We start from the raw sequence: 24,257 nt of genomic DNA on the forward strand, positions 1-24,257 counted from the left end.
GCGTCATATGTCACCGCTACGATTGGCGTCTATGGCGTTCGAACCGGCACTGCGCGCGGGGTCGGCGACGCCGGAAGCGGATGCATCCGGCCTTCGCAGGCTCTTCGCATCCCCTCTCGCTCTGTGGATCGCCTTTCTGCTCGTGCACCTGATCCTCGGGTTCCTCGCGTTCCATTCCGTCGGAGAACCGCTCGGCGACGTCTACCTGGTCTACAAACCGTGGGCACAGCTGGCGCAGGCCGGCTCCGTCGTGGGGATCCAGTCCGACTGGGTCTACCCGATCGGTGCTCTGGTGCCGATCATGCTCCCGTTGCTCCTCGGCGCGAGCAACTACATCGGATCGTGGCTGACCATGGTCCTGCTGCTCGACGCGGGCGCGTTCGCGGTGCTCACCATCGGGCGGCGTCCGCGCCAGCTGGTCGCTGCCTGGTGGTGGCTCGCCTTCCTGCTGCTCCTCGGCCCGATCGCCGTCGGGAGGCTCGACTCGGTGTCCGTCCCGCTGGTGATCGTGGGACTCCTCTGGCTGACATTGCGGGAGCGCGTGGCGGTCGTCATGCTTACGGCGGCGACCTGGATCAAGGTCTGGCCCGCCGCAGTCCTCGCAGCCGTGGTCGTAGCGGCGCGCACCCGCTGGCAGATCCTGGTCGTGGCGGGGACGACGAGCCTCATCCTCGTCATCCTGGCCTTGACCTTCGGCAGCGGCTGGCATGTGCTCAGCTTCATCACCATGCAGACCGGTCGCAGCCTTCAGATCGAAGCGCCGATCAGCACACCGTGGATGTGGGAGGCCGCGTTCAACCGCCCCCACGCGTTCGTCTATTACGACCCGCAGCTGCTGACGTTCCAGGTCACAGGCGACGGCAGCGCGGTGGCGAGCTCGCTCATGAACCCGCTGCTCGGGATCGCGAGCGTCGTCGTGCTGCTCATCGGCATCCGCGCGGTCCGCGCCGGCGCGCCCATGACCCGCTTACTGCCGACACTGAGTCTCGCGCTTGTCGCCACGCTCATCGTCTTCAACAAGGTCGGGTCGCCGCAGTACATCACCTGGCTGGCCGCGCCGGTCGTGAGCGGCCTCGTCTACCGCGGCCGCGCTTTCCGCACTCCGGCGATCCTCGTGACGTGCACCGCAGCGCTCACGCAGGTGATGTACCCCAACCTGTATGACTTCGTCCTCAACGCGCAGCCCGCCGGACTCGCAGTGCTCACGGCGCGGAACATCATGCTGCTCGTTGTGCTCGGATGGTCAGTGTGGTCCCTCTGGCGTGCCGCCCACCCGATGGCGGACAATACGGATGAGCTCCCGATACGCGTCTGGCCGTTCCGTGCGCTCCCCACCGAGGGAGAGGGCGCGGGCATGGGCACGGTCGATGACGATGACGCCGTCGGTGACGGATTCCCCGACCCGAGGCATCCGGTCGCCGGTGCGCCGGGCCCGCTCGAGACGAAGGAGTAGGAATCATGCTTGTCGCTTTCTCGGTCGCCCCCAGCGGCGGCGAGGCGCCCGACGCATCCCTTCATGACGCGGTGGCCGCAGCCGTGAAGATCGTGCGCGAGTCCGGGCTGCCGAATCACACCGACTCGATGTTCACCACGATCGAGGGGGACTGGGATGAGGTCTTCGACGTGGTCAAGCGTGCGACGGATGCGGTCGGCGCGTTCGGCACGCGCGTCTCCCTGGTGCTGAAGGCGGATATCCGGCCGGGCCACACCGGCGAGCTCGCGGGCAAGGTGGAGCGTCTCGAGGCTGCATTGAGGTCCGCGGCGGAGAACTGACGGCTCCGCCCGTGACGTTGTAACGGTTTTATCGAATCGATTCGATTTTCGGCGATTTCCCTGTAGTCTCGAAGGGTGAACCCCGCCACCAACGGGCCGACGCAGTTGTCGTCGGCCCGTATTCGTTTTGCGCTCCTGGCCCTCGCCATGGGCGGTTTCGGCATCGGCTCCTCCGAGTTCGTCTCCATCGGACTGCTGCCGAACCTCGCGCACGACCTTCTTCCGGCGCTCTATGCGGCGTCGCCGTCGAACGCGAACGCCCAGGCCGGATGGGTGATCTCGGCTTACGCGCTCGGCGTGGTCGTCGGGGCACCCACCATTGCAGCACTCGCGGCGCGATTGCCCCGGAAGAAGCTGCTCCTCTGGCTCCTGGTCGCCTTCGCGGTCGGAACGGTGGCCTCGGCCCTCGCCCCGACCTTCGGGCTGGTGCTCCTCGCCCGCTTCCTGACGGCGCTGCCCCACGGCGCGTACTTCGGGATCGCCTCTCTCGTGGCAGCGTCGCTCATGGGGCCGGGCAACCGGGGCAAGGGGGTCGCCTTCGTGTTGTCGGGCCTGACCATCGCGAACGTCATCGGCGTGCCGCTGATCACCTGGCTCGGGCAGGCGCACGGGTGGCGAGTGGCATACCTGGTCGTGGCCGCGATCTTCGTCGCGACCTTCGTCGCCGTGGCCTTCCTCGTACCCTGGCAGGCGGGCAATCCGGCCGCCACCATGCGACGGGAGCTGCGCGCGTTCACGCGCTTGCAGGTGTGGCTGACCCTGGCGATCGGAGCGATCGGGTTCGGCGGGTTCTTCGCGGTGTACACGTATGTCGCCCCGATCGTCACCGAGATCACCGGCCTCAGCTCGGCGGCGGTGCCACTCGTGCTCGTGCTCGTCGGAATAGGAATGACGATCGGCAACTTCGTCGGTGGCTGGGGAGCCGACCGCAACCTCAAGCGGTTCATGCTCATCGCGTTCGGCGTGGTGCTCGTCGGGTTGGCGGTGCTCTACTTCACGGCGGCGTCGGTCGTCGGACTGCTGGTCTCGCTCCTCGTCATCTCAGCGGCATGCTCGGCGCTGTCGCCCGCCATCCAGACCCGGCTGATGGACGTCGCCCACGACAGCCAGTCGATCGCGGCGGCACTGAACCATTCGGCGCTGAACATGGCCAACGCATCCGGAGCCTTCCTTGGAGGCCTGACGATCGCCGCCGGCTTCGGTTACTTGTCGCCGATCGCCGTCGGCGTCGCGCTCTGCATCGCGGGCATCGCGCTCTCCGTGCTGAGTTTCGGGATCGACCGGTCCCGTTCCCGCCGCCGAGCTGCAACGCGCGCCGCTGCCCCTCGCGAGCCGATCGACACGGCCCCCGTCGCGCTCTGAGCTTCGGCTCAGTCCCCCTGAAGCAGGATCCCGTCCTGGATCGCGCGCTTGCGCAGCGCGACCTTCGTCCCCACGTCGTAACCGGCGACGCGGTACTTCTCGCGGATGCGCTTGAGGTAGCTCTTCGCGGTCTCGTCGGAGATGCCGAGCTGGAATGCCACGGCTTTCACGGGTTCGCCGGCCCCGTACAGCGCCATCACGCGGCGTTCCTGCGCGCTGAGCTTGGGTGCTCCACCGACCTCGCCGGCGTTGAGCGCCAGGTCGAGCTCCGCGGAGATGAACGACTCGCCTTTGCTGGCCGCGCGAATCGCTTCGACGATCATTTCGGCGTCCTCGCTCTTGACGAGGTAGCCGAGGGCGCCTGCTGCGAGGGCTTCGCGGACGACCGCGGGCTCCGAGTAGGTGCTCATGAGCACTGTGCGCACGCCTGTGGTCTTCAACGTCGACAGTTTCAGCGACACGGGAATGTTGTCTTTGAGGTCGAGGTCGAGGAGGACGACATCGACAGGGAATTCAGGATGCGTCAGCAGTTCCGGCCAGCTGGCGACGGCCGCGACCATGCGGATGTCGTCTGCTGCGCTCCGGATCCACTCGGTCAGTGCACCGAGGAGCATCTTGTGGTCGTCAACGATCGCAATTCTGATGGGTTGCTCGCTCACGGTGTGGCCTTTCGTCGTGCCGTCGCCGGGGCTTCCGGCTAGAGGTCGGCCGGGTTGTCGACAACGCTTTCGATATCAATCCGCAGCGTAGTACCCGAGAAGGTTTCGACATATCGACCTACCTTCCTGATAGCTTGCCATGCCGCGGGGTCCACGCTGTTTCGCGGCACACCGGTGGCTGAAATCGTGATCGGGATGTGAATTCCGGCCGAAGGGTCCATCGCCGCCTCCCGGACACGCCTTTCGAGCGTGACCAGGAGTTCGCGCGGGTGGTTCTGCCCGAGCCGCACGGGGTCGCTGATGAGCAGCCAGATGGCGGTGAGCAGCCCGTCGCGCTGGTCGCGGGTGAGGAGACCTGCGAGCCCGTCGGGGTCGCTCACGGTGACGGAGGGCCCGAGGAGCGCAGATTCGGTGACCGCGTGGTAGAGCCACGTTTCGCGGCGTCCCTGGATGAGGTGGAGTCGCAGCTCGGTGGCGATGGATGCGGCCTCCGATGCGGTGTGCTCGTCGAGGGGCAGGGGCGTGCGGCCGGTGGCGACACCGTCCAGCAGCCGTTCCGCGGCGAGGTCGAGGCGGGCGAGTTCTTCGCTGGCCATCATGCCGACGGCGAACCGGGGCGAGCTGACGGTGCTCTGCACCTGGACGAGGTCGAGTTCGAGCTGGACGACGGTCCGCAGCGATCGCACGATCTGCACTCCGAGCAGCGGTGGGGCGACGGACAGCGCGATCGTGATGAACGCGGGCCCGAGCGCGAACGGGTGGTGCTGCCCGTGGAGGGCGAAGGCGCCGGCGAGGACGATGCCGAGCGCGATCGAGGTGACCACGATGTCTCGCGGCGGACGAAGGGTGACGCAGAGGAGCAGGGCAGCCCCCACGGCGACCGCCGCGGTCGGCGGCGCGCCCTGGTCACCGGAGTTCCAGGTGCCGGCGATGTCGAGTGCGACGACGACCGTCCACGCGGCGAGGGCCGCGATGAAGAGCCCGGTCGGGAGCAGTTCGCGGTAGCGGCGATGGATGACCAGCCCGATGATGAGCGTCGCGATGAGGATCACCCACGCCGCGATGGTGAACGGCAGGGCCGGGTAGCTGCCCAGGTTGAGCAGCATGATGGCCGCCTGGTAGGCGATGAGCACGCAGCCGGTGAGGTTGAAGCCGATTTCGAGGCGCGAGCGGTTCAGCGCGTCGCGTTCGGTCGCGCTGTTCACCGTGGAGGCGAGGGATGCGGTCACTTGGGCACCTCCAGCACGACGGTCGTCCCCGAACCGGGCGACGAGAACAGGCGGGCGTTTCCTCCGACGTCGCGCAGGCGCGCGACGATCGACTCGGTGAACCCCAGGCGGCCTTCTTCGATGCTGGCGACGTCGAATCCTTTTCCGGAGTCGGTGACCATCGCGCGCACCGTCGTCTCGTCGTCGGTGATGGTGACATGCGCCTCGCTGACACCGCTGTGGCGCCGGACGTTCTCGAGGCACTCGGCGAGCGCGAGAAGGAACGAGTCCAGCACTTCGCTGGGCAGCAGCACCTGGCCTGTCCCGTGCCAGTTCACTTCGAGCCCCATGCGCTTGAACCGCTGCTTCACCGATTCGAGCGTGTTGCCGAGGGTGGACTCTTCGACGGGTTTCAGTTTGTATTCGCCGGATGCCGTGGGGTCGGGGTCGAAGCCGAGTCGCAGCTGCCGCAGCAGGGCCGCATCCTCTGCCGCCTGCTCGGTGAGGGCGGACACGCTGACGCCGACGCCGGAGTGGGCGAGCAGGGTCAGCGTGGCGAGCACGGTGTCGTGCAGGAGGCGCGCGCCCTGGCGGCGCCGGGCCTCCGTTTCGCTGGCGTGACGCTCGACCCGGTAGGCGCGGCTCATCGTCGTGATGCGTTTGAGGGTCCGGGGGACCGTCCGCGACAGCCAGACGCCGGTGATGGTGAGAGCACACCAGCCGGCGAGGGTGAGCGCGAGCGGTTCGACGGTGCGCGAGGAGGTCATGACGAGGGCGGCCGCAACGGCGGAGAACGTGATGACGAACGACACGACGAGCCCGGCGACACGCCTGGGTGTGGTGACGAGCACGATCGACGTCGACGCCACCGCGCCGCCTGCGAGCATCCCGACGGCGCTCAACGCTGCGGGGTTCAGCGGGACGGCGGGGAGCATCTGGATGAGGACCAGCGCTACGCCTGCGGCGACGATCGTCACCACCCAGATCCCCGGGTGGAGCGAGGCAAGCCGCAGCTGCCCGTACGCGAGACCGGCGAGCAGCACCACGGACGCGAGATAGAGCGGCAGCGGCATGGCCCCCGGGATGCTCAGGCAGAGCAACGTCGTCGCGGTCGCGGTCAGGCCGACGTATCTCGCCGTGGTGCTGAGAAGGCGATCACGCTCCTTCTGGATGCGCGACATTCGACCTTCTCTCGTCAGCGGTCGGAACCCCGGCGCCCCCGCATCGCCGGAACATCCCCCGCATCCTGTCTACACCGCGAACAGCCGGCGCAACTGCTCGCCGACCAGTTCGTCCTCGATCAGGAAGCCGTCATGTCCGAAATCAGACTCTAATACCACCGTGGAGTCTCCGTCGATGTTCCCGGGCAGGTGTCGCGCGATCTCCACCTGTCCCTCGAGGGGAAAGAGCCTGTCGCTGTCGATTCCGACCACGAGCGCGCGTGAGGTCGCCCGGGCGAGGGCCGCCTCGATCCCGCCCCGGTCGCGCCCGATGTCGTGCGAGTTCATCGCCTCGACCAGGGTGATGTAGCTGTTGGCGTCGAACCGGCGGGTGAACTTGTTGCCGTGGAAGTCGAGGTAGGACTCGACCGCGAAACGTCCGCCTTCGCCGAGCGGACTGATGCCGCTCTGCCAGGCGCGCTCGAAGCGGTCATTGAGCTCGGAGGGGCTGCGGTAGTTGAGCAGTGCCATCCGCCGGGCCAGCGCGAGGCCGCGGTGCGGGCCGTCGCCGTCCTCGACGTCGTAGTAGTGCCCGGAACGGAACAGCGGGTCGGTGCGCACGGCCTCGATCTGGACGGAGTTGAGCGCGATCTGGTCCGCCGTGGAATGGGGCGGCGCCGCGATGACGGCGACCCTCTCGACACGTTCGGGGTAGCCGACCGCCCACTCGAGCGACTGCATGCCGCCCATCGATCCGCCGACGACGCCCGCCCAGCGGTCGATGCCGATGGCGTCGGAGAACGCGGCCTGGGCGTTCACCTGGTCGCGGATGGTCGTGAACGGGAAACGCGGACCCCACTCGTAGCCGTCGGGTGCCAGCGAGGCGGGGCCGGTGGTGCCCTGGCAGCCGCCGATCATGTTCGGCGCGACCACGAACCAGCGGTCGGTGTCGATCGCTTTGCCGGGACCGACGATGCCCTCCCACCAGCCGCCGGTGGGATGACCGGGGCCGCCTGGCCCGATGAGATGGCTGTCGCCGGTCAGGGCGTGCAGGACGAGGACGGCGTTGTCGCGCGCGGGGGAGAGCTCGCCCCAGGTCTCGTAGGCGATGCGCACGTAGGGGAGGCTCTCACCGCTCTCGAAGGTGAAGGCGCCGATACCCGCGAACTGGCGGTTGCCGACCGGGTCGCTCTCACGCCAGGCGCCGCTCGCTGGCGGCTTGCCGAGGAGCGACCGGGCCTGCGCCTCGGTGATGAAACTCGACGGCGCGGTGTCTGCCGATGTCTGCCACTCCATAGTGTCAATTCTGGCGGACCGCGCCGGTGCCCGCCGCCGTGTTACGTCGCGCTCCCACACCCGCATCCGGGTGTGCCCGCCACCTCGCGACGTCCCCGCCCGTTCGACCTGGCGGGCACGTCCCAAACTGGCGGGCACACGCCAGTGGACCTCAAAAGAAGCGGGCCCGCGATCCGAAGACCGCGGGCCCGGAGTGAAACCTCTCGCGCTTCGCGAAGGGCCGTCGCGCCGGGCCGCAGCGAAGCCATGCGGCGCCGGGCGAGGACCGGCGCCGCCGATAAGCTCAGGCGCGAGCGGCCTCCGCGACCGAGCGGGCGGCGGCCAGGCCGGCGTCGAGGTCGGCCTTCAGGTCCTCGATGTTCTCGAGGCCGACCGACAGGCGCACCAGGCCCGGTGTGACACCGGCGGTGAGCTGCTGCTCGGGCGTGAGCTGCGAATGCGTGGTCGACGCCGGGTGGATCACGAGGCTGCGCACGTCGCCGATGTTGGCGAGGTGGCTGAACAGCGTGAGGTTGTCGACGAGAGCTGCGCCCGCATCCACTCCGCCCTTGAGCTCGAACGAGAGCACCGCACCGACCCCCTTCGGGGCGTACCGGTTCGCTGCCGCGTACCACGGGCTCGTGGGGAGGCCGGAGTAGTTGACGGATGCGACATCCGGGTGGTTCTCGAGGTATTCGGCGATCTCCTGTGCGTTCTGCACGTGGCGCTCGACGCGCAGCGAGAGCGTCTCGATGCCCTGGATGAGCTGCCATGCGCTGGCGGGCGCGATCGCCGAGCCGAGGTCGCGGAGCAGCTGCACGCGCGCCTTGATGATGTAGGCGAGGCCGTCGCCGACCGCAGCGGTGTAGCTGGCGCCGTGGTACGACGGGTCCGGCTCGGTGAGACCCGGGAACTTCTCGACGTTCTTCGACCATTCGAACGTGCCGCCGTCGACGATGATGCCGCCGATGACGGTTCCGTGCCCGCCGAGGAACTTCGTCGCCGAGTGGATGACGATGTCGGCGCCGAACTCGAACGGGCGGATCAGGTACGGCGTCGCGATCGTGTTGTCGACGATGAGCGGCACTCCCGCCTCGTGTGCGACGTCGGCGACGAGCGAGATGTCGAGGATGTTGATCTTCGGGTTGCCGATGGTCTCGGCGAAGAACAGCTTGGTGTTCGGGCGGACGGCACGGCGCCACTCGTCGGCGTCGTCCTGGTTCTCGACGAACGTGGTCTCGATGCCGAGCTTCGCGAGGGTGTACTTGAAGAGGTTGTAGGTTCCGCCGTAGATCGAGCTCGACGACACGATGTGGTCGCCGGCCTGCGCGATGTTCAGCACGGCGAAGGTCTCAGCGGCCTGACCGGACGCGACGAGGAGGGCTCCGGTGCCCCCTTCGAGTGCGGCCACGCGCTCCTCGACGACCGCCTGGGTCGGGTTCTGGATGCGCGTGTAGATGTTGCCGAACTCGGCGAGGGCGAACAGGTTCTTCGCGTGCGCCGAGTTGTTGAACACGTACGAGGTGGTCTGGTAGATCGGCGTCGCCCGTGCGTTGGTCACGGGGTCGGGGGATGCTCCGGTGTGGATCTGCTTGGTCTCGAACTGCCATTCGGCGGCGTTGGTCATTGTGCTCTCCTGGGAGTCGGGTGGTCGGTGAGCGTGATCCTGTCACCGCGTCATCAGGCTAGGCGCGCATCCGGCACGCGGCAACGACGCCGAAATACTGCGTAATCCGGGCTGACGAGGAAAATAGGGGTCATGACGAAAAGGCGTGTGGTCGTGACAGGTGCGAGCTCGGGCATCGGAGCGGCGACGGCCCGGCTCTTCCGGTCCCAGGGCTGGGATGTGGTGGGGGTCGCCCGGCGCACCGACCGGTTGAAGGTGCTCGCCGACGAGACGGGCAGCTCCGTGTTCACCGCCGACCTGACGAACCAGGACGACGTGGATGCGCTCAGGCGCCACCTCGAAGAGACCGGCCCCATCCACGCGCTGGTCAACAACGCGGGTGGCGCACTCGGCCTCGACTCGGTCGAGAAGTCGCTCGTCGAGGACTGGGTGCGGATGTTCGACATCAACGTCATCGCGACGAAACGGGTGATCGAAGCGCTGCTTCCCCTCTTGCGGGAGGGGGCCGCCGAGAGCGGGCACGCCGACATCCTGAACGTCACCTCGATCGCCGGGCACACGGCGTATGTGGGCGGCGGCGGTTACAACGCGGCCAAGTTCGCCGAGCACGCCTTGACCGAGGTGCTTCGGCTCGAGCTGAACGGTGAGCCCATTCGCGTCATCGAGGTCGCGCCCGGCATGGTCGCCACGGAGGAGTTCTCCCTCGTGCGCTTCGGCGGTGACCAGGCGCGGGCGGAAGCGGTGTACGCAGACGTCCCCGACCCGCTGACGGCCGAAGACATCGCCGAGACCATCGTCGCGGCCCTCGAGCGACCGAGGCACGTCGACCTCGACCTGATCGTGATCAAGCCGGTCGCACAGGCCGCGCCGTACCGTTTCCACAAGGGCGCACTCGTGGTCAGAGACGACAGCTGATGGCTGCGAAGCCGGAGCCGGACGGAGACACGGCCGCACGCGATCGCTGGGAGGCCGCGACGACGTGGCCGCTCCTGATCGCCTCCGTCCTCTTCCTCATCGCCTACTCGTGGCGCATCCTCGAGCGCAACCCCTCGACGACCCTCGTCGTGGTGCTGACGGTGATCCTGGTCCTCGTGTGGGTCGCCTTCGTCATCGACTACGTCGTGCGCATCATCCTGAGCCCCGACAAATGGTGGTTCATCGGCCACAGCAAAGTGGACCTCCTGTCGGTCTTCATCCCTATCGCGCGTCCGTTCCGCCTGCTCAAATACCTCGGCAGGATTCCGCTTCTGGGCGGTAACTCGGGTGCTGCCCTGCGGCGCCGGGTCATCATCATCGCCGCGACGTTCGTCGTGATGTTCATCTACGTGATGTCCCTCGCGGAATACGCAGCAGAGCGTGATGCGAAAGGTGCGAACATCACGAGCTTCGGCGATTCGATCTGGTGGGCGTGCGTCACCATGGCCACAGTCGGGTACGGCGACTACTACCCGATCACGATCATGGGCCGTGTGCTCGCTGTCGTCCTCATGATCGGCGGAGTCGCCATCGTCGGCACCGCAACCGGAACGCTGGTCTCCTACCTCAACGACCGCATGGTCACCGTGCGCGCACGCGAACAACGCGCACGCCAGATCGGACTCGCGGAGGAGGACGACACGGGCGGATCCGAGCCGAGCTGAGTCGTGATGAGCCCGGCTGATCCGGGTCCTCAGGCGCCCGGGGCCGCGACCTCCACGACGCCTTCCTCCGGTAGCGCATCCGCGAACGCGAGCTTCGGCACGAAGAACAGCAGCACGGCGGCGACGAGCGCGCCGAGGCCGCAGATCGTCCAGACCAGCATGTAGCCGAAGAGGCTGGCCGCGGTCGCCGTGACCGCCGTCGCTCCGGTGAGCAGCACGACCCCGAACACGGCCGAGGCGAAGGATCCGCCGATGGTCTTGGTGGTGTTGGTGAGGGCGGCGGCGATCCCCGTCTGTCCGCGTGGGGCTGCGGCAGCAGCAGCCGCCGGGAGCGCACCGACGAGAGCTCCCGAGCCGATGCCCGCGATGGCCATGTTCATGATCACCTGCCAGGTCTCCTGGTGGAACGGCAGGAACAGCAGGTACCCGATCGCGACGAGGAAGGATGCGCCGATCAGCGCCACACGCGGCTTCGCCCACTTCGACACCAGGGGGAAGAGCAGCGCACCGACGATCATCGAGACGAGATAGACGCCGATCAGGGTCGACCGGTCGCTCGCGTCGAGGCCGAGCCCGTAGCCGTTCTTCGGGTCGGTGCCGGCGAAGGTGCTGAGGGGCGCCTGCGCACCGAGCAGGCTGATCCCGATGAGACCGGCAGTCAGTTGCACCGGCCACATGTTCGGCTGCCGGAACACGCGGATGTCGATCGCGGGGTCGTCCTGACGGAGCTCGTACCGCACGAACGGCACGATGGCCGCGACCCCGATGACGATGAGCGCCCAGACCCAGACGGCACCGGGGCCGTTGATGCGCAGGAAGGTGAGGCCGGAGGTGATCAGCAGGAGCGAGAGAGTCAGCATGGTGAAGCCGACGATGTCGAGGCGGCGCTTGCCCGGCATCGGCTCCGATTCGGGCACACCGAACCAGATCGCGAAGAAGACGAGGGAAACCGCGATGGCCGGCACGATGAGGGTCAGCTGCACGTTCTGGCCGAAGGCGCTGAACAGCCTGCCCGCCGCCAGCGCGCCCACGATAGCGCCCACCTCGAGTGCCACGACGAGGAGGCCCGCGGCACGGCGGGTGCGCGAGGCGGCCGTACCGGTGCGCCGTCCGCGATCGAAGATGAGCGCGATCTCGAGCGGCAGCCAGACCGTGTAGAAGCCCTGGAGAGCGAATGCGATGAGGTAGGTCGAGAAGCTGCCCGCGAACGCGATGCCCCACGAGGCCAGCGCCGTGACCACCGTCGAGACGAGCAGGATGCGCTTGTGGCCGAACATGTCGCCCAGCTTCGCGAGCACGGGAACGACCAGCGCGGAGAGCAGCAGCTGGGCCGCCTCGAACCAGTTGTAGTCGGCGTCGTGGATGCCGAGATGCTTGACGATGTCTGAGATGAGCGGGACGTAGTAGCCCTGCAGGATCCCGCTCGTGATCTCCACCAGGAACAGCCACCCGATCAGGCCGGCGGTGATGCCGATCGTGCGGCTCGTGCGGGCTCGGGCGCCCGTCGTCGTTGACGTCATTGCAGGATGCTAACAGCACGGCGGAGCGCTCCCGGTACGGTAGATGGATGGCCACCGGAATCGACGAATCAGGAACCACCGTCCTCGGCGAAACGGAGCGGGAGGTGCTGGGCTGGCTCGAGTTCGGCGAGGCCGCCAGGCACCTCGCTTCCGAGGTCGTGGAGAGCGGATTCGCACCCGATCTGGTCATCGCGATCGCCCGTGGCGGGCTGCTCCTCGCCGGCGCCATGTCGTACGCCCTCGGCATCAAGTCGTGCGGGGCGCTCAATGTCGAGTTCTATACCGGAGTCGATTCTCGCCTGCCCGAGCCGGTCGTCCTGCCGCCCATGATCGACAAGACCGCACTCGACGCGAAGCGTGTCCTTCTCGTCGACGACGTCTCCGATTCGGGGCGCACCCTGGCGATGGTCGTGGCGCTGATCGAGGCGAGCGGCGCGGAGGTCCGAACCGCCTGTCTCTACACCAAACCGCGGACTGTGCTCGAGCCGGATTTCTTCTGGCGGCGCACCGCACGCTGGATCACCTTTCCGTGGTCGGCGCTGCCACCCGTGACGGCCACGACCGGGGCGTAGGCCGCAGTGGTGCCCAAGACCCTCGACGAGCTGGCCGCCGACGGCTCGATGGACCCCGGTTGGGCACGCGCACTGCACCCGGTCGCGGACCGGATCGCAGCCATGGGGGATTTCCTGCGCGCCGAGACGGCCGCGGGCCGCGGCTACCTGCCGTCCGGGCAGAACGTGCTGCGTGCGTTCGCGGCTCCGCTCGACGACGTGCGGGTGCTCATCGTCGGCCAGGATCCGTACCCGACGCCCGGTCACCCGATCGGCCTCTCGTTCGCGGTGGAGCGCCATGTCCGTCCGCTGCCGCGCAGCCTGCAGAACATCTTCACGGAGCTGCGCTCCGACCTGGGGCTCACGCCGCCCGCTCACGGCGACCTCACCGCCTGGAGCCGCCACGGCGTCATGCTGCTGAACAGGGTGCTCACGGTTCGCCCGGGCGAGCCTGCGTCGCACCGGGGGAAGGGTTGGGAGCAGGTCACCGACCACGCCATCCGGATGCTCGTCGAGCGGGACAAGCCCCTCGTCGCGATCCTGTGGGGCCGGGACGCCGGCACTCTGAAGCCGATGCTCGGTGCGACGCCGGTGATCGAGTCCGCGCATCCGAGCCCCTTGTCCGCGTCGCGCGGATTCTTCGGCTCCCGGCCGTTCTCCCGCGCGAACGACCTGCTCGTGAGTCTGGGTGCCGAACCGGTCGACTGGACCCTGGATCCCTGAAAGCCGCTCGTTACGCGACCGAAACAGGGCAGGCGTAAACTCGCATGGTGCTTGAGGAGGAATACGAGACGCGCCGCGAGCTGCCGCGACACCTGCGCAAGCCTGCGCCCGCCGAGACGCCGTTCGAATTCACCATCCGGGATGCGGTGCCGGCCGACCTCCCGTGGGTTCGCGAGATCTACAACCACTACGTCGCGAACAGTACGGTCACGTTCGACGAAGACGCGATGACGTTGCGGGAGTGGAAGTCGAAGTTCGCCTACCTGCAGAAGCTGAACATGCCGTTCATCGTCGCGGTGTCGCCGAGCGGGCAGATCCTCGGGTACGCGCTCGTCTCGCCGTGGAAGCAGAAGCGTGCCTACCGGTTCACGGTCGAGAACTCGATCTACCTGGGCGCGGCATCCACGGGCAAGGGCCTCGGGCCGGTGCTGATGCAGGCACTGATCGACAAGTCGAAGGCGGCCGGCCTCAAAGAGATGATCGCGGTGATCGCCGACAAGGGCGCCGAAGCATCCATCAAGATGCACGAGAATTTCGGGTTCACCGAGATCGGACGGATGGGACGGGTCGGCTACAAGTTCGACCGCTGGCTCGGCACCGTGCTGATGCAGAAGTCCCTCAAATAACGATTTCGCATTCGCCCGCCGTCGCCGTGTGCGATCGGCTAGTCTCCTCGTGACGGGTTCGTTCGGGCATACATGCCCTGGGGGGAATATGCGACGTACGCGCATCATAGCGGCACTGCTTACGATGCCCTTCGTCGCGCTGCTCGCGGCGTGCGCACCCAGCGCGCCGCCTGCCGCCCTCCCCGCCTCGGCGCCCGTCGCCAGCTCGACGCCCACGCCGACGTCGCCTGTCGCGACGGGGCCGACCCTGCGTGTGAACACGACCTGCGACGACCTGGTGCCCCCGGCGATGGTCCAGCAGCTGGCGGGTAAGGCCCTGTCCACGGTGGTGCCGACGGGGACGACCTCGCCGACTTCGTTCGGCAACGCGCGGGTCGGTGCTCTCGAATGTCGGTGGTCAGACGGGGGCACGCCGGGCTTCGATGGAATAGCCCTGTATCTGACGGTCGGCCCAGACGTGACGCGCGACGGCTTCGACTACTATCTCCACGGAGAGAGTGGCGGGGACGCGAAACCGTCCACGGTGGGTCCAGACGCCTATCTCATGTCCCAGGGCGGCACGCCGGTCGGGTTCGTGTTCCTCACCGCGCACTACGGCGTCAGTGCATACGTCTACAAGCCTGCTGCGGTCACGCTCGCGCCGACCGCTGCGTCGACCCTGCTCGAGCATGTGTACGGAATCGTCTCGGCTCTCCCAGCGCCGGCCCCTTTGTGGAGGCCGACCCCGGACCTCCGCGGCACAACAGGCTGTGACGGCCTTGCGACCGCCGGTCAGGTTGCAACAACGGTAGGGCTGGACAGCCCTCGTGTCGTGAAAGACGACGGGGGAGAATACTCGACGTCACTCTTCGACATCGATCGGCAGGTCGGCGGCTACTGGTGCGTTTGGGTGTCCGACACGGGATCCAGCGCATATGCGAGCGTGGCAATACTTCCCGGAGGCGCCAGCTTTGCGCCCAAGGCCAGAGTCGCAGGCTCGCGCGATATCGCAGGGCTCGGCGACTCGGCGTTCGTCAGCCCGGATGGGCGCCTGGACGTGATAGCCGCCAACGGTTGGATTCAGCTGGGGGACCCCGGAGCGACCGAGGAGCAGCTGGTCGCACTCGCTCGCACGGTGCTTCAGAACAACGGTTACCAGGGAGGATGAGCGTCGTGCCGACGATTCATCGAAATGTGCTCGTGAAGCGCGTTTCGGTTATCTGCCTGGCGGCGGGTGTCGCCGCGCTCGCGCTTTCGGGATGTGCCGGATCGGAACCGACGGCCCAGGCCATCCCGGCGGGAGCGGCCTCGGCCACGCCGACTGCGTCAGCCCTCGGATCCGACACACCGACGCGGCAAACCCCTGCGGTAGATACGCCGACTCCGCCACTCGTGGAATCGGACGCCCCGCCGCCCGCGCCACCCGTTGCATCCGCGCCCCCCTCTCCGCCCGCGCCGGCGCTTCACGTGCCGACGGCGTGCAAGGCACTCATCCCCCTGTCCGCGATCCTCGACGATGCAGGCGAAACGGTGGATCCGACCGCCTTCGCGCCGGGGCTGACCCCTCCGAGCTTCGCGGACACCTCGAACGGCGCACTCCGGTGCCTGTGGGCCGGCTACGACGTCTACGATCCTGCGACGGCGGCGATCGAGATCAGCATCGTTCCGCGCGTCTCTCGCGCCGTCTTCGACGCGTATCGCGCCGGCATCGGGTGGCCGGAGACCGTATCGTCGGTCGCGCCCGACGCGTACACCTACTGCACGACGGCTGGGCACGTGTGCGGGTTCCACGAGCTCACGCCCGACTACGCGATCGTCGGCTTCGCCTGGAACCTCCACACGAAGCCACCGGAAGGAGTACGGGCGTCTGCGCAGGATCTGCTGCGACGAGTCAACAGCGTCGTCGCCACGCTCCCTGCGCCAAAGCCATAGCGATCAGGCTGACACGCGGACGGCCTGGTCTGCCACGCGACGTTCCGCACTGACTAAGGTGTCGTTCGTGACCACCGTGACCCCCGCGAACGACAAGGCAACCGCATCCGCCGTAGCGACACCGCCGAACCTGCCGCTGCGCAAACGCCCGATCGACATCTTCTTCCTCGTGATGTTCTCGCTGTTCATCGTGACCTGCATCATCAGCGATGCGATTCCGACACTGGGCATTCCACAGACGGCGACGACCCACAACCTGTTCGCGCAATGGAACTACACGTACTCCTCGCAGTACGACCCGCTGTACGAGAATCCGCCGATCTGGCTGCGGTTCATCACCGGCACCTCCGCATTCATCTACCTGCCGTTCTACGTGCTGCTCAACATCTGCCTGGTCAAGGGATACAACTGGATCCAGCTGCCCAGTGTCATCTACGCGACCATGATCATCAGCCTCACGGCCATCCCGATCTTCGGGGTCGAGTTCTTCGGCGACGCCGCCCAGCGCACCCCGCAGCCGATCATCTTCCTGCTCTACAACGGGCCGTACGTGCTGGTCCCGCTGCTGCTGCTGATCCGGATGCGCAAACCGATGCCGTTCACGCGAAAGTTCTGAACCGGCCTGGGAGCTCGGTCAGGCGTGCCTCCCGCCGAGCTCCAGCAGCCCGACACCCCCGATGACGAGCACGATGCCGACGAGCTGCACCCAGGTGAGCGATTCGTGGAAGAACAGCCACGAGATGAGGACGATCAGGACGACGCCGACCGCCGACCAGATCGCGTAGGCGACGCCGAGCGGGACGCCGCGGCTCAACGACTGCGAGAGGGCGACGAACGAGACGATGTAGCCGGCGGCCACGATCAGCCACGCCCACCACTTGGCGTCCTCGCCGGAGGTGAACTTGAGGAACGTCGTCGCAACGACCTCGGTCACGATCGCGATGGCGAGGAATAGGTAACCCAGCATGGACGGTTGCTCCTGTCGTCGGGCGGATGCTCGATCTGGAAACACCGTACCGACCAGGAGGCGAAGTCATGGGCGACATCGACGGGAACGGCGACATCCGCACGAACAACGAGATGGGCGGCGAGCGGCGGGTGCGGCAGCTGAGGGTCGTGGTGGAAGCGGAGGACTACGAGGCGGCGCTTGCGTTCTACCGGGACGTACTCGGACTCCCCGAACAGGAATCGTATTCGGGAGAGGGCGGCGCGCAGGTGGCGATCCTCGACGCCGGACGTGCGACGCTCGAGATCACCAACCCCGCCCAGAAGCGCATGATCGACGAGGTCGAGGTCGGACGACAGGTCGCGCCGCGCATCCGCCTCGCCTTCGAAGTCGCCGACACGGCCGGCGCGACCGAAGATCTGGTGGATGCGGGTGCAGCGCTCGTGGCGCCACCCACCGTTACGCCGTGGCAGTCCCTGAACGCGAGGCTGGACACCCCCGCCGGCCTGCACATCACCCTCTTCGAGGAGCGCGGCGGCGTCGAAAACTGAGCGTTGCCTTTCACCCGGGTTCGGAAACCCCGGGGGTTTGGTTCGCGGTGGCTCGGGCGACCTAGATTGAAACCAACGTCATCGACGGTTCGGACACCCGGGAAACGGGTGATCGGGCCGTGACGAGGCAGATGCGAAAACCGGGGCCGGCAGGGGAGACCTGCCGGCCCCGTCCAACTGTGCTTGTTGGCGTCGCCGGTCCTCGCCCGGCGGCGCGTGGCTTCGCTGTGGCCCGACGCGACGGCCCTTCGCTACGCTGGTTTCTGGCGTCGCCGGTCCCCGCCCGGCGCCGCGTGGCTTCGCTGCGGCCCGACGCGACGGCCCTTCGCTACGCGGTACCGGTGGTAGCTCGATGGTGCTGCTGGCGCGCTGCATGGGAGCGATTCCGGGGAACCGCGGGCTGACGTAGCATCGGGGGATGCAGGATGCGTCACTCGAACGGCCCGCGAAGAACACCCCACTGCTCGCGCTCGCCGGGGTGGTGCACGCGGATGCGGACACGACCTACGCGGTGCTCGCCGAACTCGTCGCACCGCAGGGTGAGGGCGCAACCTTCCTCCGCGACGACGAGACGCGCACGCTTGTCGTGCAAGGCGGCTGGTGGTATCGCGGCGAATACCGTGTGCTCCCCGACGAGGAGGGCGCGCGAGTCGAACACGAACTCGTCAACGTCGCCCGCACCGCTCATTGGGCCGGCCCGATCACCGGCCGCTCCGTGATCGCCGACACGCCCGCCCTGTTCCAGCAGCTCCTCACCGACCTCGTCGCGCGCGTCGAGTAGCCCAGCCGCCGAGCACAGGGTTGTTCCCGTTATGAGTCGCTGATAACGGGAACAGCCCTGTGCTCGGCGGCGTGGGGCTGGAGGGCGGCGCGGGCGGTGCGGGGGCTGCGGTCGTGGCGGTCGTGCGCTCTGTCGAATTCTGTCGGCTGGACGTTGGTCTTGCGGGCGATCAGTTGCTGGAGGGACACCGGCGACAGCTCGAGTCCCGCAGCGACGGCCTCGGCACGCTCGGCGGGGCTCAGTGCGCCGAGGGTGACGGAGGCGAGCCCGCCGATCCCTTCGCGGTGGAGCACGTCGCGGCCGGCGGCAAACGCGTCGACGGCGCCGCGCGAACCGACGACGGTGGTGGCCGACCCGCGCACGGCGTCGGCTTGGTCTTGCCGGCGCCGTTGCGGCCGAGCAGCCCTTAGATGCGGTTCGGCTTCACGGTGAAGCTGACATCATCGATGGCCGTGAAGGACCCGAAGCGCTTGGTGAGTCCGTCGACGCGAATGGCCGGGGCGATGGAGGCCGTGGTGGTCATGCGCTGACCCCTTCTGTGGCGATCGTTGACGAGTTTGTCAATACCCGAAGATCCGCGGATAGTCTCTCCACATGGCTGAACTGCACGAGCTGACCGCCCTCGAACAATGGGAGGAGCTGCAGGCCGGCTCCGTCTCCCCGGTCGAGCTCGCCACCCACTATCTCGATCGCATCGACCGGCTGAACCCTGAGCTGGGCGCCTTCGTCACCGTCACCGCGGATGCGGCGCTCGAGCGAGCTGAGAACGTGGCCTCCTCGGTACCACGCACTGCTCCGCTCTGGGGGCTCCCGTTCGCCGACAAGGACCTGTGGCTGCGCGCCGGCGTGCCCGCCGGGTTCGGTTCGCGGCTGATGGCTGGGTACGTGCCGGACCACTCCGATGAGATCGTCGAGACGCTCGACGCGGCGGGCGGCGTCAGCCTGGGCAAGACGAACGCACCCGAGTTCGGCCTCCCCGCCTACACCGAGAGCCTCGTGGCCCCGCCCGCGCGCAATCCGTGGAGCATCGATCGGGGCGCGGGCGGGTCCAGCGGAGGTGCTGCCGTTGCCGTGTCCGCCGGGCTGCTGCCGTTCGCGCCGGGCTCCGACGGCGGCGGTTCCATCCGCATCCCCGCCGCCGCCTGCGGGCTGGTCGGCCTCAAGCCGACCCGCGGCCTCGTGCCGGCCGGCAGCGGCATCGACTCCCTCGCCGGGCTCGTCGTCGATGGACCGCTGGCGCGGACGGTGGCGGATGCGGCCCTCCTGCTCGACGGGATGATCGCCCGGGTGCACGGCCGCATCGACCACCACTACACGCTCCGGGCACCCGACGACGATGAGGGTCCCCTGCTCGGTGCCGCCATCCGCGGGGAAGGGCGTTACCAGCTCGGCGTGATGACGACCTCCGCCTGGGACGACGCCTACGAGATCACCCTCGACCCGGCGGCGCTCGGCGCGCTCGATGAGGCTGTCCTCGCCTTCGACGCTCTCGGCCACGGGATCGAGCAGACCGCACTCGAACACGACGAGACGTACGCGCCCGCTTTCCGCACGATCTGGCAGGCGGGGGCGGCACGCATCCCGGCGGAGGGCGACGCTCTCGACCTCCTCGAGCCGCTGACCCGCTGGCTCGTCCTGCGCGGGCGGGAGCTGTCGGCCCGCCAGCTGAGCGAAGCGCTCAGCACCCTGACCGCCTTCGAGCGTTCGCTCATCCGCCAGCTCGCCGCGTACGATGCGGTGCTGACGCCGGCCATGGCGATGACCCCACGGCCGCTCGGCTGGTTCGACCAGGAGGACGGCGAGCGCAACTTCGCGCAGCAGGTGCAGTACACGCCGTTCACCTCGATGCTGAACGTGAGCGGCCTTCCGGCGATCGTGCTTCCCGTGTCGCAGACAGGCGACGGGCTCCCGATGGGTGTGCAGCTGATCGGGCGGCCGGGAGGCGAGGCCACGCTGCTGTCGCTCGCCCGGCAGCTGGAGCGGCGCATCCGGTGGGATCGCCGTCACCCACCGGTCTGGTGACGTCCCGGCGTCCGCCCGGTTTCAGGCTTCGGTTAGGTTAGGCATGCCGATACTGAGTGCGAGCGAACTCGCGCTGCTGCCTCTGTGCGCTCGTGGCCGGGTCTTCGTCGAGGTCGATAGCCCAGAGGACTTCGCCCCCGACGCGGTCTCTGCGCCCGCCGCGTTCCGCCTCCGCGCCTCGCACTGACGGGCCCGCACTGACGCGCCCCGCACTGACGCGTTCAGCGCCTTCGCGTGGGCGAGCGTGCCAGTTCCCGTCGAGCGTGCCCGGCACAACTGTCGCACTTGTCTGGAACCGACGGTCTCGGCGCGCGATGCCCGCCCTCAGGCCACGCCGGTGAGCTGCGCCGACAGCGCCCAGAGGTCGCGGCCGAGCTGGGCGTCCTTCGCCTGGGCCCGCACCCGCCCGTTCGCCGCGAGCCGGTCGAAGTAGGTTCCACTCGGTGCCCCCACGGGCGCATCGGCGGCGAGGGCGATCAAGGGGACCGCGCCGGCATCGGCCGGGATTCCGTAGGTGCCCCGGGTCGCCCAGTTGCCGAACCGGATGAGGGCGCTCGACTGCCCGAAACCGGTCACCACGGTTCCCGGATGGAACGAGTAGGCGTCGACGCCGGTACCGGTGAGCCGTTCTGCGAGCTCGCGGATGAAGAGGATGGTGACCAGTTTCGACGTGCCGTACGCACGCCATCCGCCGAGCCACGGCCGTTTCTCCCAGTCGAGGTCGTCCAGTCGCACATGTCCGAACAGGTTCGCCAGGCTCGCAGTCGACACGACGCGGGGGCCGTTCTCCCCGTGGCCGACGGTGTTCGCGGTCTCGATCAGCCTCGGGAGCAGCAGGTTCGTCAGCAGGAAAGGCGAGAGATGGTTGCTCTGGATCGTGCGCTCGTGCCCGTCGACGGTGAGCTCGCGACGAGAGTGCAGGCCGCCGGCGTTGTTCGCGAGCACATCGATGTGTTCGTAGCGCTCGAGAAGGGCGGCGGCCAGGCTGCGCACATCGTCGAGCCGGTCGAAATCAGCGAGGAACGCCGTGCCGCCCACCCGGTCGGCGACGGCCCTGGTCCGCTCGGGGTTGCGGCCGACGATCGCGAGGTCCGCTCCCTGCTCGGCGAGCCGGTCCGCCGCGACCGCCCCGATGCCGGAACTCGCGCCGGTGAGGACGATCGTGCGCTTGCGGGGGCTCACAGGTAGCCGCCTTTCTCGAGGCCGGCCTCGATCTCGAACCTGTTCTTCAGCGGATTACGGCCTGCCGCCAGGTAGAGCAGCGGAAAGAGCATCCCGTACCGCTGCCACTGGCGTTTGTGGACGGCCTCGTGCTCCATCACCTCGTCGTTCACGTTCTGCGCGGTGAGGTAGCAGCCGCCGACGCACGAGCCGCCGCGGCCGAACGACCACGTGGGCAGGCCCCGGAACACGATCAGCCCGGCCCGGCGCTCGATCGGGCCGGTGCTCCAGATGAAACCCCACACCAGACCCACGGCGGTGGCATAGAGGTAGCCGAGGCGGCTGAGCGGGGAGTCGAACAGCAGGTCTTCGAGGGTCTTCACATCACTCCGTCGGTCGTCCGTAGGCCTCGAGCAGACGCAGCCAGACTTCGCTGAGCGTCGGGAACGACGGTACGGCGTGCCAGAGCCGCGAGAGCGGAACCTCGCCGACGACGGCGATGGTCGCGGAATGGAGGATCTCGGCGACATCCGCTCCGACGAAAGTGACGCCGAGAAGCACCTGGCGGTCCTCGTCGACGATCATGCGCGCCTGGCCGACGTAGTCGTCGGCTGCGATGCTCGCTCCGGACAGCCCGCTCATGTCGTAGTCGACGACGCGGATGCGGTGCCCGGCCTTCTCGGCTGCGGCTGCGGTCAGGCCGACGGATGCGACTTCCGGGTCGCTGAAGGTGACTTTCGGGATTGCGGAGTGGTCGGCGGTGGCGACGTAGGTCGACCACGGCTCGGTGGAGAGGGTGCGGCCTTTCGCGCGGGCCGCCATCGCGTCCCCGGCGATGCGCCCCTCGTATTTGCCCTGGTGGGTGAGGAGCACGCGATGTGCCACGTCCCCGGCGGCGTAGAGCCAGTCGATCGGCGACCCGTCCGGGCCGATGACCCTCATCGAGTCGTCCGTCTCCAGCCATTCGCCGGACGGGAGCCCGAGGGTCTCGAGGCCGAGGTCGCTCGTACGCGGATGGCGTCCGACGGCGACCAGTAGTTCGTCGGCTTCGATCGTGTCACCGTTGCCGAGCTCGATGTGTACGACGCCGTCGGCGGTTCGCTCGACACGGCCGACACCGGTGTGGAGGTGCAGCGAGACGCCGAGGTCTTCGAGCGCTTCGGCCACCATCTCTCCGGCGAACGGCTCCTCCTTCGACAGCAGGGTGGAGCGTGCGATGAGGTCGACGTGGGTTCCGAACCCGGCGAACGCAGTCGCGATCTCCACGCCGACGACACCGCCGCCGAGGATGGCCAGGCGGTCGGGCACCTGCTTCACACTCGTCGCGTCGCGGCTCGTCCACGGCCGGCTCTCACGGAGACCGGGCAGATCGGGAAGCACCGCTGCGGAGCCCGTGACCACGGCGACCGAGTGCCGGGCGGTGAGGGTCGTGACCGTTCCGTCGGGACCGGTCACGGTGACCTCGCGCGGGGCGGTGAACATCGCGTGGCCGCGCACGAGGTCGATGTCGGCGCTGCGGAGCCACTCGACCCCGCCGTCGTCCGTCCAGTCGCTCGTCATCCAGTCGCGCCGTCTCAGCACGGCGGCCACATCGAGTTCGCCGGTGATCGCTTCGCGCGCCCCGCCGACTTTGCCCGCCGCCCGCAGGAGTGCACCACTGCGCAGCAGGGTCTTCGACGGCATGCACGCCCAATAGGAGCATTCGCCGCCGACCAGTTCGGCTTCCACGATGACCGTGCGCACTCCACCTTGCGCGGCACGGTCGGCGACATTCTCGCCGACCGTTCCCGCCCCGATCACGATCACGTCGTACTCGGCTGCGTTCATGGGTGCTCCTTCACGGTCTGGATGTCACGGTCTGGATTTCACGGTCTGGATGTCTGGGTCCGGATGGTCACTGTACGCTCGGCGCCCGGGCCGGAGTCCTCGTGTTCAGCGCCCGACGAATTCGGCTTCCGTGCGCTGGAGGAAGGACTCCATGCCGATGCGCGCATCCTCTGTCGCGGCGAGCCTCGAGAGCGCCGGCTGCAGTTCGGACTCGGCTGCAGCGTCGCCGTCGCGGATGGCCCGCTTCGCGTTCGCGAGGGTCGCCTGCACGGCCAGCGGAGCCTGTGCTGCGATCCGCTCGGCGATCGCGAGGGCCCGGTCGAACTGCTGTCCGTCGGGGACGATCTCCTGAACGAGTCCGATGCGGTGGCCCTCGGCCGCGTCGAACCAGTCGCCGGTGAGGATCCAGCGCATCGCATTGCCCCAGCCGACCGCGCGCGGAAAGCGCAGGGTCGCGCCACCGAACGGGAGGATCCCCCTGGTCACTTCGATCTGCGCGAAACGCGTCGATTCCGCTGCCACCGCCACCTCGCTCGCCAGCATCAGTTCGATCCCGAGGGTGAGGCAGATGCCCTGGACGGCGACGACGACCGGCTTGCTCAACTGCTCGCCTGTCACCTGCCACGGGTTGATGCCGCCTTCGGTGACGTAGTCGATGCCATCGGCGCCGATCCGCGGGCCGATGTCTGCGAGGTCGAGCCCGGCGGTGAAGTGGTCGCCGACCGCGTACACGAGGCCTGCGCGGAGCTCCGGGTCGCGCTCCAGTTCCCCGTAGGCGAGCGCCAGCTGGCTGAGCAGTTCGAAGTCGGCGGCGTTGCGCTTGTCGGGCCGGTTGAAGCCGATGAGCAGCACGTGCCCGCGGCGTTCGGTGAGGATCCTCGGTTCGGTCATGATCCGAGGCTACCCTCGCAGGCCCTCGCACTCCCCCAGGCAG

General features: G+C 68.2%; 27 protein-coding genes. 15 read left to right on the forward strand and 12 right to left on the reverse strand.

Annotated elements, in window-relative coordinates; translation table 11 throughout:
- The first annotated feature begins 31 nt into the window (after positions 1-31).
- The 3 genes from G3T36_RS15740 (at position 32) to G3T36_RS15750 (ending at position 3,135) form a co-directional block, all read left to right on the forward strand.
- A complete protein-coding gene (locus G3T36_RS15740; RefSeq protein ID WP_193571295.1) occupies positions 32-1,453 on the forward strand; it encodes a glycosyltransferase 87 family protein in 1,422 nt (473 codons plus the stop codon).
- 5 nt (positions 1,454-1,458) lie between these two features.
- Complete coding sequence (locus tag G3T36_RS15745; RefSeq protein WP_163290785.1) at positions 1,459-1,773, forward strand: thiamine-binding protein; 315 nt, start codon at positions 1,459-1,461, stop codon at positions 1,771-1,773.
- A 75-nt stretch (positions 1,774-1,848) separates the two neighbouring features.
- On the forward strand, positions 1,849-3,135 hold the full coding sequence (locus tag G3T36_RS15750) for an MFS transporter (protein ID WP_163290786.1): 1,287 nt from the start codon (positions 1,849-1,851) through the stop codon (positions 3,133-3,135).
- 8 nt (positions 3,136-3,143) lie between these two features.
- Here G3T36_RS15750 and G3T36_RS15755 read toward each other — a convergent pair whose 3' ends face one another.
- The 5 genes from G3T36_RS15755 to G3T36_RS15775 form a co-directional block, all read right to left on the reverse strand.
- On the reverse strand, positions 3,144-3,794 hold the full coding sequence (locus G3T36_RS15755) for a response regulator (protein ID WP_163290787.1): 651 nt from the start codon (positions 3,792-3,794) through the stop codon (positions 3,144-3,146).
- 38 nt (positions 3,795-3,832) lie between these two features.
- A complete protein-coding gene (locus tag G3T36_RS15760; RefSeq protein ID WP_163290788.1) occupies positions 3,833-5,023 on the reverse strand; it encodes a hypothetical protein in 1,191 nt (396 codons plus the stop codon).
- Entirely contained in the window at positions 5,020-6,183 is a 1,164-nt protein-coding gene (locus G3T36_RS15765) for a sensor histidine kinase (protein ID WP_163290789.1), read from the reverse strand. The genes G3T36_RS15760 and G3T36_RS15765 overlap by 4 nt, the downstream gene beginning before the upstream one ends.
- Before the next feature lie 69 nt (positions 6,184-6,252).
- Positions 6,253-7,458: a homoserine O-acetyltransferase MetX gene (gene metX, locus G3T36_RS15770; RefSeq protein WP_163290790.1), complete on the reverse strand. Its 1,206-nt coding sequence runs from the start codon at positions 7,456-7,458 to the stop codon at positions 6,253-6,255.
- A gap of 283 nt (positions 7,459-7,741) precedes the next feature.
- Positions 7,742-9,064, reverse strand: a complete 1,323-nt coding sequence (locus G3T36_RS15775) for a bifunctional o-acetylhomoserine/o-acetylserine sulfhydrylase (RefSeq protein WP_163290791.1) — start codon at positions 9,062-9,064, stop codon at positions 7,742-7,744.
- A gap of 132 nt (positions 9,065-9,196) precedes the next feature.
- Between G3T36_RS15775 and G3T36_RS15780 the strand changes: the two genes are divergently transcribed.
- Both G3T36_RS15780 and G3T36_RS15785 read left to right on the forward strand, forming a co-directional pair.
- The gene (locus G3T36_RS15780) at positions 9,197-9,979 is read left to right on the forward strand and encodes an SDR family NAD(P)-dependent oxidoreductase (RefSeq protein ID WP_193571296.1); all 783 of its coding nucleotides are present in this window, start codon (positions 9,197-9,199) and stop codon (positions 9,977-9,979) included.
- Positions 9,979-10,704 carry a potassium channel family protein gene (locus G3T36_RS15785; RefSeq protein ID WP_163290792.1) on the forward strand — a complete coding sequence of 242 codons (726 nt, stop codon included), beginning with the start codon at positions 9,979-9,981 and terminating at the stop codon, positions 10,702-10,704. Before G3T36_RS15780 ends, G3T36_RS15785 begins: the two co-directional genes overlap by 1 nt.
- A 29-nt stretch (positions 10,705-10,733) precedes the next feature.
- Here G3T36_RS15785 and G3T36_RS15790 read toward each other — a convergent pair whose 3' ends face one another.
- The gene (locus tag G3T36_RS15790; protein ID WP_163290793.1) at positions 10,734-12,224 is read right to left on the reverse strand and encodes an MFS transporter; all 1,491 of its coding nucleotides are present in this window, start codon (positions 12,222-12,224) and stop codon (positions 10,734-10,736) included.
- 47 nt (positions 12,225-12,271) lie between these two features.
- Here G3T36_RS15790 and G3T36_RS15795 point away from each other — a divergent pair, with 47 nt between their 5' ends.
- The 6 genes from G3T36_RS15795 (at position 12,272) to G3T36_RS15820 (ending at position 16,651) form a co-directional block, all read left to right on the forward strand.
- Positions 12,272-12,796, forward strand: coding sequence for a phosphoribosyltransferase (locus G3T36_RS15795; RefSeq protein WP_163290794.1), 525 nt, complete (start codon positions 12,272-12,274; stop codon positions 12,794-12,796).
- A 9-nt stretch (positions 12,797-12,805) separates the two neighbouring features.
- Complete coding sequence (locus tag G3T36_RS15800) at positions 12,806-13,498, forward strand: uracil-DNA glycosylase (RefSeq protein ID WP_338031606.1); 693 nt, start codon at positions 12,806-12,808, stop codon at positions 13,496-13,498.
- 47 nt (positions 13,499-13,545) lie between these two features.
- Positions 13,546-14,124, forward strand: a complete 579-nt coding sequence (locus G3T36_RS15805; protein WP_338031607.1) for a GNAT family N-acetyltransferase — start codon at positions 13,546-13,548, stop codon at positions 14,122-14,124.
- A gap of 124 nt (positions 14,125-14,248) precedes the next feature.
- A complete protein-coding gene (locus G3T36_RS15810; protein WP_163290796.1) occupies positions 14,249-15,271 on the forward strand; it encodes a hypothetical protein in 1,023 nt (340 codons plus the stop codon).
- 299 nt (positions 15,272-15,570) lie between these two features.
- The gene (locus G3T36_RS15815) at positions 15,571-16,035 is read left to right on the forward strand and encodes a hypothetical protein (protein WP_163290797.1); all 465 of its coding nucleotides are present in this window, start codon (positions 15,571-15,573) and stop codon (positions 16,033-16,035) included.
- A 67-nt stretch (positions 16,036-16,102) separates the two neighbouring features.
- Positions 16,103-16,651, forward strand: a complete 549-nt coding sequence (locus G3T36_RS15820; RefSeq protein WP_163290798.1) for a DUF2781 domain-containing protein — start codon at positions 16,103-16,105, stop codon at positions 16,649-16,651.
- An 18-nt stretch (positions 16,652-16,669) separates the two neighbouring features.
- On the opposite strand, the gene G3T36_RS15825 is transcribed toward G3T36_RS15820, so the two are convergent.
- Positions 16,670-17,047 (reverse strand): DMT family transporter, encoded by a 378-nt coding sequence (locus G3T36_RS15825; protein ID WP_491047483.1) that lies wholly within the window; start codon positions 17,045-17,047, stop codon positions 16,670-16,672.
- Between the two features lie 23 nt (positions 17,048-17,070).
- Here G3T36_RS15825 and G3T36_RS15830 point away from each other — a divergent pair, with 23 nt between their 5' ends.
- Entirely contained in the window at positions 17,071-17,532 is a 462-nt protein-coding gene (locus G3T36_RS15830; RefSeq protein WP_240148598.1) for a VOC family protein, read from the forward strand.
- 418 nt (positions 17,533-17,950) lie between these two features.
- A complete protein-coding gene (locus tag G3T36_RS15835) occupies positions 17,951-18,313 on the forward strand; it encodes a hypothetical protein (RefSeq protein ID WP_163290747.1) in 363 nt (120 codons plus the stop codon).
- A gap of 29 nt (positions 18,314-18,342) precedes the next feature.
- On the opposite strand, the gene G3T36_RS19860 is transcribed toward G3T36_RS15835, so the two are convergent.
- Positions 18,343-18,675 carry a hypothetical protein gene (locus G3T36_RS19860; RefSeq protein ID WP_193571297.1) on the reverse strand — a complete coding sequence of 111 codons (333 nt, stop codon included), beginning with the start codon at positions 18,673-18,675 and terminating at the stop codon, positions 18,343-18,345.
- A gap of 232 nt (positions 18,676-18,907) precedes the next feature.
- On the opposite strand from G3T36_RS19860, the gene G3T36_RS15845 reads away from it, so the two are divergent.
- Both G3T36_RS15845 and G3T36_RS15850 read left to right on the forward strand, forming a co-directional pair.
- A complete protein-coding gene (locus G3T36_RS15845) occupies positions 18,908-20,335 on the forward strand; it encodes an amidase (protein WP_163290800.1) in 1,428 nt (475 codons plus the stop codon).
- A gap of 43 nt (positions 20,336-20,378) precedes the next feature.
- Complete coding sequence (locus G3T36_RS15850; RefSeq protein ID WP_163290801.1) at positions 20,379-20,522, forward strand: hypothetical protein; 144 nt, start codon at positions 20,379-20,381, stop codon at positions 20,520-20,522.
- Between the two features lie 137 nt (positions 20,523-20,659).
- On the opposite strand, the gene G3T36_RS15855 is transcribed toward G3T36_RS15850, so the two are convergent.
- The 4 genes from G3T36_RS15855 to G3T36_RS15870 all read right to left on the reverse strand — a co-directional run bounded on the left by G3T36_RS15855 (position 20,660) and on the right by G3T36_RS15870 (position 24,214).
- The gene (locus tag G3T36_RS15855; protein ID WP_163290802.1) at positions 20,660-21,517 is read right to left on the reverse strand and encodes an SDR family NAD(P)-dependent oxidoreductase; all 858 of its coding nucleotides are present in this window, start codon (positions 21,515-21,517) and stop codon (positions 20,660-20,662) included.
- Positions 21,514-21,879: a Fe-S oxidoreductase gene (locus tag G3T36_RS15860; protein ID WP_163290803.1), complete on the reverse strand. Its 366-nt coding sequence runs from the start codon at positions 21,877-21,879 to the stop codon at positions 21,514-21,516. Before G3T36_RS15860 ends, G3T36_RS15855 begins: the two co-directional genes overlap by 4 nt.
- Before the next feature lies 1 nt (position 21,880).
- Positions 21,881-23,323, reverse strand: coding sequence for a dihydrolipoyl dehydrogenase family protein (locus G3T36_RS15865; RefSeq protein WP_163290804.1), 1,443 nt, complete (start codon positions 23,321-23,323; stop codon positions 21,881-21,883).
- Positions 23,324-23,428: 105 nt separating this feature from the next.
- Positions 23,429-24,214: a crotonase/enoyl-CoA hydratase family protein gene (locus tag G3T36_RS15870; protein WP_163290805.1), complete on the reverse strand. Its 786-nt coding sequence runs from the start codon at positions 24,212-24,214 to the stop codon at positions 23,429-23,431.
- Between the last annotated feature and the right edge of the window lie 43 nt (positions 24,215-24,257).

Origin of the sequence: Leifsonia tongyongensis (assembly GCF_010686705.1) — a bacterium.
Taxonomy (GTDB): Bacteria; Actinomycetota; Actinomycetes; order Actinomycetales; family Microbacteriaceae; genus Diaminobutyricibacter; species Diaminobutyricibacter tongyongensis.